General features: G+C 69.5%; 10 protein-coding genes. 3 read left to right on the plus strand and 7 right to left on the minus strand.

What is annotated here, in order from left to right; genetic code table 11:
• Positions 1-56: 56 nt before the first annotated feature.
• A complete protein-coding gene (locus tag ACIBF7_RS44075) occupies positions 57-455 on the plus strand; it encodes a nuclear transport factor 2 family protein (RefSeq protein WP_271277468.1) in 399 nt (132 codons plus the stop codon).
• 415 nt (positions 456-870) lie between these two features.
• Here the strand turns inward: ACIBF7_RS44075 and ACIBF7_RS44080 are convergent, their stop codons facing one another.
• The 4 genes from ACIBF7_RS44080 to ACIBF7_RS44095 all read right to left on the minus strand — a co-directional run bounded on the left by ACIBF7_RS44080 (position 871) and on the right by ACIBF7_RS44095 (position 4,147).
• Positions 871-1,596, minus strand: a complete 726-nt coding sequence (locus ACIBF7_RS44080) for a MerR family transcriptional regulator (protein ID WP_378525283.1) — start codon at positions 1,594-1,596, stop codon at positions 871-873.
• A gap of 62 nt (positions 1,597-1,658) precedes the next feature.
• Positions 1,659-2,015: a hypothetical protein gene (locus ACIBF7_RS44085; protein ID WP_271277467.1), complete on the minus strand. Its 357-nt coding sequence runs from the start codon at positions 2,013-2,015 to the stop codon at positions 1,659-1,661.
• Positions 2,016-2,052: 37 nt separating this feature from the next.
• Positions 2,053-2,460, minus strand: coding sequence for an alpha/beta fold hydrolase (locus ACIBF7_RS44090; protein ID WP_271277466.1), 408 nt, complete (start codon positions 2,458-2,460; stop codon positions 2,053-2,055).
• A gap of 301 nt (positions 2,461-2,761) precedes the next feature.
• Positions 2,762-4,147, minus strand: a complete 1,386-nt coding sequence (locus ACIBF7_RS44095) for an MFS transporter (RefSeq protein ID WP_271277465.1) — start codon at positions 4,145-4,147, stop codon at positions 2,762-2,764.
• Between the two features lie 97 nt (positions 4,148-4,244).
• Here ACIBF7_RS44095 and ACIBF7_RS44100 point away from each other — a divergent pair, with 97 nt between their 5' ends.
• The gene (locus tag ACIBF7_RS44100) at positions 4,245-4,847 is read left to right on the plus strand and encodes a TetR/AcrR family transcriptional regulator (protein WP_271277464.1); all 603 of its coding nucleotides are present in this window, start codon (positions 4,245-4,247) and stop codon (positions 4,845-4,847) included.
• Position 4,848: 1 nt separating this feature from the next.
• Here the strand turns inward: ACIBF7_RS44100 and ACIBF7_RS44105 are convergent, their stop codons facing one another.
• The 3 genes from ACIBF7_RS44105 to ACIBF7_RS44115 all read right to left on the minus strand — a co-directional run bounded on the left by ACIBF7_RS44105 (position 4,849) and on the right by ACIBF7_RS44115 (position 6,585).
• Positions 4,849-5,364 (minus strand): recombinase family protein, encoded by a 516-nt coding sequence (locus ACIBF7_RS44105; protein WP_271277463.1) that lies wholly within the window; start codon positions 5,362-5,364, stop codon positions 4,849-4,851.
• Positions 5,348-5,620 carry a hypothetical protein gene (locus tag ACIBF7_RS44110; protein ID WP_271277462.1) on the minus strand — a complete coding sequence of 91 codons (273 nt, stop codon included), beginning with the start codon at positions 5,618-5,620 and terminating at the stop codon, positions 5,348-5,350. The genes ACIBF7_RS44105 and ACIBF7_RS44110 overlap by 17 nt, the downstream gene beginning before the upstream one ends.
• 698 nt (positions 5,621-6,318) lie before the next feature.
• On the minus strand, positions 6,319-6,585 hold the full coding sequence (locus ACIBF7_RS44115) for an exonuclease domain-containing protein (RefSeq protein WP_397199805.1): 267 nt from the start codon (positions 6,583-6,585) through the stop codon (positions 6,319-6,321).
• A 532-nt stretch (positions 6,586-7,117) separates the two neighbouring features.
• Here ACIBF7_RS44115 and ACIBF7_RS44120 point away from each other — a divergent pair.
• Positions 7,118-7,603, plus strand: coding sequence for a hypothetical protein (locus ACIBF7_RS44120; RefSeq protein WP_397199806.1), 486 nt, complete (start codon positions 7,118-7,120; stop codon positions 7,601-7,603).
• Positions 7,604-7,853 lie beyond the last annotated feature (250 nt).

The raw sequence follows: 7,853 nt of genomic DNA on the forward strand, positions 1-7,853 counted from the left end.
GCCATGAAATGGCATTTCATCGACAAATGTCCCGGACGTCGGAAACATTGCGGCCCGTGACTACGCAGAACATGACCCACGGCAACAAGAGCATCGTCCAGCAGGCGCTGACCGCACTGGTCGCGACCGGCGACGTCGACGCGCTCGCGCCGTTGCTGAGCGACGACTTCCTCCATCACCGCCCGGACGCGACCTCCAAGACGAAGTCGGAATGGCTGGCCGCCGTGGGCGCCGCGCTCGTCCCGCTCGCCGGCATGCAGATCGAGATCCAGCACGTGCTGGCCGACGGCGATCATGTCGTGATGCATTCCAGGCGTCAGCTGCCCGCTGACGGGCCGGAGATCACGGTCGTCGACATCTGGCGGCTCGACGACGGTCTGATCACCGAGGCATGGGAGATCATCGAGCCGACGTCCCAGGCGGCCGCCAACCTGACCTGGTGGGAGATTCGCTGATCGCCGGCCCGGCCGCAGGCCGGGCGCCGCGGCCGTGAACACCGGGGCATCGGGACGGCCCCATGCCCCACCTCAAGCCTGGGTTCTGCACCCCCTCCCCGGCCACCCCCGCCGTCGGGAAGGTCAGGGATCTCGCCGAACTGCCGCAGGCCTTCGGCCGGTGCGGAGGAGGAGATGGAGTAGCGGCCCAGGACGTCGAGATGGGCGTGACCGAGCGGGGACAGCCGGCCGGCGTCCTCATCCTTGACCGGGAGGCCTCCGGGGAGGGGCAGACTGGATTTTGGTGCTACGTCGCCTGTGTCTCGGGTCCAAGTCTGGTGAGTCCGCCCCTTTGACTGGACCGATCCTCTCCTCAGCCCGTTCCCCGGGCTGCGGCGGCCGGGGAACGGGCTCTCTGCGACAGTTCCTGTCGGTCTCAGCCTCGATCCGGTCGGGGGATGTCGATACCGCCGGCGCGGAGCCTCGCTTCAACGAGCGAGGCCAGGCGGGCCGCGGCGGAGTCGCGTTCTTCGCCGTGGTGGGCGATCAACCGGTAGCGGGTCGCGGTCTCGGTATGGGCTTGCAGACCGGTCACGATCCTGAGGTGGTCGGGGTGGGCGAGGTAGTGCTCGGCCATGCCGGTGGCCAGTTCCTCAACGCGGGGATCATCCGGTGCCCAGCCGATGACTTCGGCGCTGCGCTTGGTCAGCTCCACGAAGCGGGGGTTGCCCAGCGCGTGTTCGATGTCGGCGAGGTAGTCCTCGAAGCTTTCGGGGACCAGGGCCTTGGCCAGGACGAAGGATTCCCGGGCGGTGCGTACGTCCTCGGGGGTGAAGCCGAGGGTCGGCATTGCCTCCAGCATCGCCACGGCGCGGTCGGGCAGCAAGGTCCAGTCGCCGCTGGTGAGCCGGTTGAGCATGTCCCTCTGTGCGGCCAACGCGGCGATCCGGGCGGTGAGGCGCTGCTCGACGTCGGCGAGCGCCGCGGCGAACGGCGCGGCGTCGCAGTCCAGCAGCGGGCCGATGTCGGCCAGCGGCACCCCGGCGCCGGCGAGCGTTTTGACCTGCACCAGTCTCAACAGCTCGGCCGAGCCGTAGCGTCGGTACCCCGAGCTGTCGCGCGCGGGCTCCTCCACCAGTCCGAGCTTGTGGTAGTGCCGCAGTTTTGATCGTGATGCCGGCGAACGCGGCCGCCTGGCCGATGGTCACCCCTGCGGCCATGGGCTCAGTGATCCTTTCGCGCCTGCGCGGCGGCGGTCTCCCGCACCGCGGCGGCGATCGCTCGGAAGTCCTTGCGCAGGATCTGGGTGTGGTTGCTCTCGACTTTGGTGCTGACCCGCAGGTTGGGGTTGCGGCGGACCACCGGATCGAGAGAGGCGCGCATCTCCTCCATCTCCTCCGCACCGCCGCCGAGGTTGGCTCCGGAAGCCAGGATATAGCGCACCGGGCAGGACAGCCGGTCCAAAACGGGTTCGAGGGCGGCGCACACCTCGTTGATCTCGATGTTGACCTGCGCGTGCTGAGCGGCACTCATCGAGGCGGCCAGGCCGAAGGGGCGCGCGAGCGGCAGCCCCAGCCGCATCCTGCGAAACGCGCGCCGGATCCGCTCCCGGTTCTCCTCACCGGTCAGCCCCCAGGGGACCGCGCCGTCGACCGAGACCAGCCCCGGCGATCCGGTCGGGGTTGCGATCGGCCCAGTGCACCGCCAGCGCCGCACCATAGGACCAGCCGACCAGCAGCGGCCGCTCCACCCCGGTCGCCTTGAGGACCGCGTCGACGTCGCGCAGACAGCCCTCGAAGGAGTAGTCGGCCGACCGCTTCGACTTGCCGCGGGCGCGCTCGTCGTAGGTGAGGTGTCGCCACCGGGGGCCGAGTTCGGCGATCACCCGCCGCCAGGAGCGCTGGCTCGCATAGGAGCCGTTGAGATACACGACGGCTTGACCGGGGCCGGGGGTATCGGTGACCGCCAGGGCCGTGTCGTCGACGGGCACCATGCCGGCCCATGAGGAAACGTGTGAATGCGTCATGCGGTCAGCATCCGCCTTGACCTCGGGTCAAGGCCAAACGGACCGTCGACTTCGAGGAACGCGACGAGGACTACGGCCGGCAAGCCGCCATGCTCGCGGTCATCGGCCGGACCGCAGGAGCAAGGCTGACCAGCGAGTGGCTGGAACAACCACACCCGTACACAACGGTCCCCCATGTCCGACGGAGCACGCTGAACCCCTGAGCGCTCGACCACATGCATCTCGGGAAGCGATCTTCGCCTGGGAGTCATCGTCGCTGCTCAACCACGCTGGTCGGCAGAGGGGACGGCTCGATCAGCGCTCAGGTCGCCAGTCCCCCGCTTTGTCGGGGTGGCACCTGGCTGGCGTCGCGCCGTCGCGGCAGCGCGGCCGCCAGGAGGGCGACGGCGGCCAGCACCACGGCGATGGTGGCGAAGGCCTGCCCGTAGCCAGTCGCCAGCTCCGGCGCCCGGGCCGGGCCGGCACGTTCGCCGTCCTGCCCCGCCGTTAGCGCGACCAGGGCGGCCAGGCCGAGCGCGCCGCCGATCTGCTTGGCGGTGTTCATCAGCCCGGAGGCCGCCCCCGCGTCGGCTGCGGCGACGCCCGAGGTGACCGTGACAGTCAGCGGCGTGTTCAGTAGGCCGCCGCCGAGCGAGATCAGCACGGCCGGGCCGGCGATGGCCGTCAGGTAGTCCTGGCCAGGGGCGATGCGGCTCTGCCACCAGAAGCCGGCTGCGCCGATCAGCGCCCCGGCGACGATGAGCACGCGATCGTCGGCGCGGCGCATCAGCCATGGCGTCAGGCGCAGGCCCACCAGCATGGTCAGCAGGGTGTGCGGCAGGAACGCCAGCCCGGTCTGCAGCGGCCCGTAGCCCAGGACGTGCTGCAGGGACAGGGTCAGGAAGTACCACATCGGGTTCAGGCACGCCCCGGCCAGCAGCATCGCGATGTTGCCCAGCCAGATCGGCCGCGCCCGCACCAGGCGGGGCGGGATCAGCGGCGCCCGCGCCACACGCACCTCGACCAGCACGAACACTGCCAGCAGGACGGCCCCGGCGAACGCTACGGCGGGCGCGTCCGACAGGCCGTAGGCTAGCCCGGCCAGCGCGGCGGTGGCCAGCACCGCGCCGAGCACGTCCAGCCGCCGCCCGCCGCGCATGTCGGGGGTGGCGGCCAGCCGGCGGGTGGCGGTCAGGCAGACCAGGCCGATCGGCACGTTGATCAGCAGAATCGCCCGCCAGGACAGGTATTCGGTCAGCGCCCCGCCGATCAGGTTGCCCGCCGTGCCGCCGGCCAGGCTCACCGCCGTCCAGATCGCGATCGCGCGGGTGCGGCGCGGCCCCTCGGGAAAGACAGCGGTCAAGATCGTGAGCGTGGCCGGGGCCAGCACCGCCGCCCCCACCCCCTGACAGGCCCGGGCCGTGATCAGCGCGCCCGGCGCGTCGGCCAGCCCGCCGGCCAGGCTCGCGGCAGTGAACACCGTCAGGCCGGCGGCGAAGACGCGCCGGTGCCCGTACAGGTCGGCCAGCCGCCCGCCGAGCAGCAGCAGAGCGCCGAAACTCAGCGCGTAGGCGTTGCCCACCCACGCCAGGTGCCGGGCGTCGAAGCCGAGCGCGTGCTGGATGGACGGCAGCGCGACGTTCACCACCGACACGTCCAGCACCACCATGAACTGCGCGGCACACAGCAGCGCCAACACGACCGGCACCCGCCCTCCTCCTCATATGACGATGCGATCACATTGCTTTACCGTGACGTCAGCATATAATCCGATGCGGACACATCGGAAAACTGTGGGAGGGGCCATGGGCCGGGGACCGGGAGCGCACCACGCGCAGCGACGCGCCGAAATCGCCGACGCGGTGCTCGCCATCGTCGCCGACCGCGGCCTGGCCGCCGTCTCACTGACCGAGGTCGCCGCCCATGCGGGCATCTCACCCGGCCGCGTCCAGCACTACTTCCCGGCCAAGCGGCAACTCGTCGAAGCCGCCTTCGAGCGCGGCAACGAGCTGTCCAGCGCCCGCATCCGCGCCAAGACCGGCGCCGACCCGCAGGCCGCCGAGCCGCGCCTGGTGCTCACCACGGTGCTGGGCGAGCTCATCCCGTACGACGCCGCCACCGAGGCGCACATGCGCGTGCGGCAGTCCTTCCACGCCTTCGCCTTCGCCGAGGAGGCCATCGCGGCCCGGCTGCGCGTCCTGTACGCCGACTTCCACCGCCAGATGGCCGACTTCATCGCCTGCGACCAGCAGGCCGGACACATCCCCGCCGCCCTCGACCCACACGTCACGGCGCTGGCCCTGGTGGCGCTGGCCGAAGGGCTCGCCGCCTACGTGCTCACCGGCGTTACCTCCGCGAGCACCGCCCGCCAGCAGGTACTGGCGGCCGTCGCCGACCTCTACCGCTGAGTCACGAGCCCAGCAAGCGGTTGGTCCCACGAGTGCCGCTCACCACGGTCCGCCGGCCAGGGTGGGCGCCCACGAGCATGGCAATGGCGGCGGCGACGCCTTCGCGGGTGTTCTCGCCGATCATGTCGCGCTGGAACTCCAGCACGGCTGCTAGGACGGAGACCATCATTTTGGTGCCGGGGTCGTCGCTGGCCAGATCGATGCCGGGCAACAGTCCGGATTCGACGCGCAGGTGGAGGCTCCGGCGGATGAGTACCGGGCGCAGGGCGAGGATGTCGGAGACGGAGCGGAACAGGCGGGCGGCGTCGGCGATGCGGATGGTGTCGCCGACGGCGGCCTCGTGCAGCAGCGTGGTGAAGCCCGCGCGATCGAGGGAGAGTTGCCGGCTGGAGGTGGCGGGGTCTTCGTAGACCGGGGCGCCTGCGGCCATCAGGCCGGCGAGAGCGTGCCGCTGGCGCGCGTCGGTCTGCTTGTCGGTGGAGTGCCGCAGATAGACCCGGTCAGCCACGTCGGGCATCCGCGGAGTGGTTGCTGGTGAAGGCGCGGGCGATGAGCGGGGCGCTGTGCGCGCTGGTGGTGCGGACGTAGTCACGCCGCTTCTGGGTGTTGGGCTGCCAAGCCAGCTCGACCGGACCGTCGGCCTCGTTGGCGCGGTCGAGCAGCGGGGCCTCGCGGTCGAGGAAGGCCGCGATCTCCTCCAGGAATGCACTGCCCTCCTCACGCATTGCGTGCATGGCGGTGCGGATCTGGCCGGCCTCCTCGCAGACGCGCATGACCCCCGCTTTGTAGCGGGTGATGTCCGCCGCAGTGTAGGGGATCTCCGTGCCGTTCCAGTCGGCCTGCTTGAGCAGGGCGCCATTCCCGAAGGCCGGCCTTGTAGTAGCCGGTGGATGTCTGCGACCACTTCAGAGGGGCGGAAAGGGAGGCGGAAGCCTGGACCGGATTCCATTGGATCGACGAGCCTTTTGTACAGGGTGGCGGAAGGCGGCTTGATTGGATCCGGCCATGGGGGCGCAATCGACCGGTTGTGCCCCCATGGGGTTTCGATTGACGTTGTGGATCAGGCTCTCATCGCGCTGCCGTGGCCGCGATCATGATCAGCCGGAGACTCGCCCGGCGGAAGACCTCTCGGGGCGCGCACCGGCATCGGCGGTTATGTCGACGACATGTGACAGCGTTTGCCGGTCTGCTGCTACAGCGATCGCTTCCGCTTAAGGGCGATGTCGCTGGAGAGCTACCGCGCCGAGGATTCAGGGCGGGTCACCAGTACAGGCGCTGCCACAGCGCGATCCATCGGTCTGGGTGAACGTATCCGACGACGGCGTCACGAAACACGCCGGCCGCCGCCACAGCGGCGTCCACTCCTCGGTGACGCGTCCTTAGCGAGGCGCGCACCGAGCCGCCGAGCCCGCTGAAGCCCAACTCGACCAGTTCCTGGTAGGTGCGGCGGCCGCGCACCAAAGGTTCGGGCCTACGCTCGATCCGCAGGATCGCCGGCGAGACTCCCGGCGATCTCCTTGAGGGTCGGCGCGTGGCGGACGCCGGCGGCGGTGAGGCCGCGGATGCGCTGCGGTCCCAGGTCGCGTTCGGGGTTGACCAGGGTGCTCCATTCGCCGGTGACGAGTCCGCGCGGGTCGAGCAGCACGACGCCGACCTCGACGATCCGGTCGTGCCACGACGGGCGCAGGCCCGTGGTCTCCACGTCGATGACGGCGTATCCGGGTTGGCCGCTGCTCATTTCCCTCACCCCTTCGTCCCTCAGGACGACGCGTCCTGATGCCTGGGGGGTTGGAGTTCGGGCACGGATTGTGACTACCTTGTGATGATCAGCAAACGCTCCTTGGCCATGCCTTTACATCGTAGATCACCATTGGGGCGCTCCCGGACCGCGAGCTTCGACAGCTCGCTGCCAGGCGTCCCCGTGTGGAAAGTTTCACGAACACCGCCGCGCGGACGACTGTGATGACGCGGGTACGACCGCCACATCGCATGGCGTCACATGGCCTGCGACCAGCCTGTTGATCCATGGGACGATATCGCCGCCCTTTTACGGGCCGTACGGAACCGCGATTCACCGCTTGTTTCGGAGCTCGGTCCCTTGTATGGGTCTGTCCAGTTCGTACCCATTGTGTGATCCTCCCCTCGACACCCGACCGGCCTCACCGACGTGCGCGTCCGCCTCACCCCGATCAGGGCGGCGCCCCTGGCGGACGGCGAGGCCGGCGGCTCTGGCGAATCTCCACAGTCAACGGCGCGAAGAAAGGGACTCCATGATCGCTGGCAACCTGATCCGCCGGGCACTGACGGCCGGCGTGATGCTGGCCACCACCGCCGCGATGGTCGTGACCATGCAGCAGCCCGCCGCCGCCTCAACCCTGACGCTCAACGCCACGGTGGACTGCCTCAACGTCAACTACTCCGGCGACACCCGCGACTGGTACGCCTCGTACGTCTCGGTCGCCTCCGCGCCTCCTTCGTACGGCGTGACGATGCCCCTCAGCTCGATGGTCGCGAACCCGGCGAACCACACGTGGTCGTTCACGATCAGCGTGCCCGGCGGCAGCACCTCGGTGAGCGTGTCGGCCATCTGCAGCGGCGGTCACCAATATGACCAGGTCGGCTGGACCAACGGACCGGCGATCAGCATTCCCTCCTCGGCCACGACCCTGACCGCCACCTGGGGCTGCTCCACCCAGCAGGTCTACCCCGGGCCCTACATCACCGGCTGCAGCGCGCAGTCCTACTCCTACAGCTGAGGCTCCTGCTTCCCAGAAGGCCGTCCGCTTTCACCGCGGGTGGCCTTCTCACATGCGGGCACGGATACCGCGCCCTCACCAGCGCGCCAGGGCTGTCAGCAGCGGTGAGGAAGAACGGGTGCGGCCCAGCCCTCACTGAGACGTTCGCCGAGGGCGGGGGTATCACTCTAAGTGTGGAAACGATCACTATGGGTAGATGAGTCAAGGTAGATCATCTTAACGCTTCGGGGGGAGCGTCCATCATGACGAA

It is taken from the genome of Nonomuraea sp. NPDC050478, from assembly GCF_044458265.1.
GTDB classification, from domain to species: Bacteria; Actinomycetota; Actinomycetes; order Streptosporangiales; family Streptosporangiaceae; genus Nonomuraea; species Nonomuraea ferruginea.

Excerpts from the sequence above, each read along its gene's own strand:
- ACIBF7_RS44085 (WP_271277467.1), bottom strand. The coding sequence starts at position 2,015 with ATGCGGCTGGGGCTGCCGCTCGCGCGCCCCTTCGGCCTGGCCGCCTCG.
- ACIBF7_RS44090 (WP_271277466.1), bottom strand. The coding sequence starts at position 2,460 with ATGACGCATTCACACGTTTCCTCATGGGCCGGCATGGTGCCCGTCGAC.
- ACIBF7_RS44100 (WP_271277464.1), top strand. The coding sequence starts at position 4,245 with ATGGGCCGGGGACCGGGAGCGCACCACGCGCAGCGACGCGCCGAAATC.
- ACIBF7_RS44105 (WP_271277463.1), bottom strand. The coding sequence starts at position 5,364 with ATGCCCGACGTGGCTGACCGGGTCTATCTGCGGCACTCCACCGACAAG.
- ACIBF7_RS44110 (WP_271277462.1), bottom strand. The coding sequence starts at position 5,620 with ATGCGCGTCTGCGAGGAGGCCGGCCAGATCCGCACCGCCATGCACGCA.
- ACIBF7_RS44115 (WP_397199805.1), bottom strand. The coding sequence starts at position 6,585 with ATGAGCAGCGGCCAACCCGGATACGCCGTCATCGACGTGGAGACCACG.
- ACIBF7_RS44120 (WP_397199806.1), top strand. The coding sequence starts at position 7,118 with ATGATCGCTGGCAACCTGATCCGCCGGGCACTGACGGCCGGCGTGATG.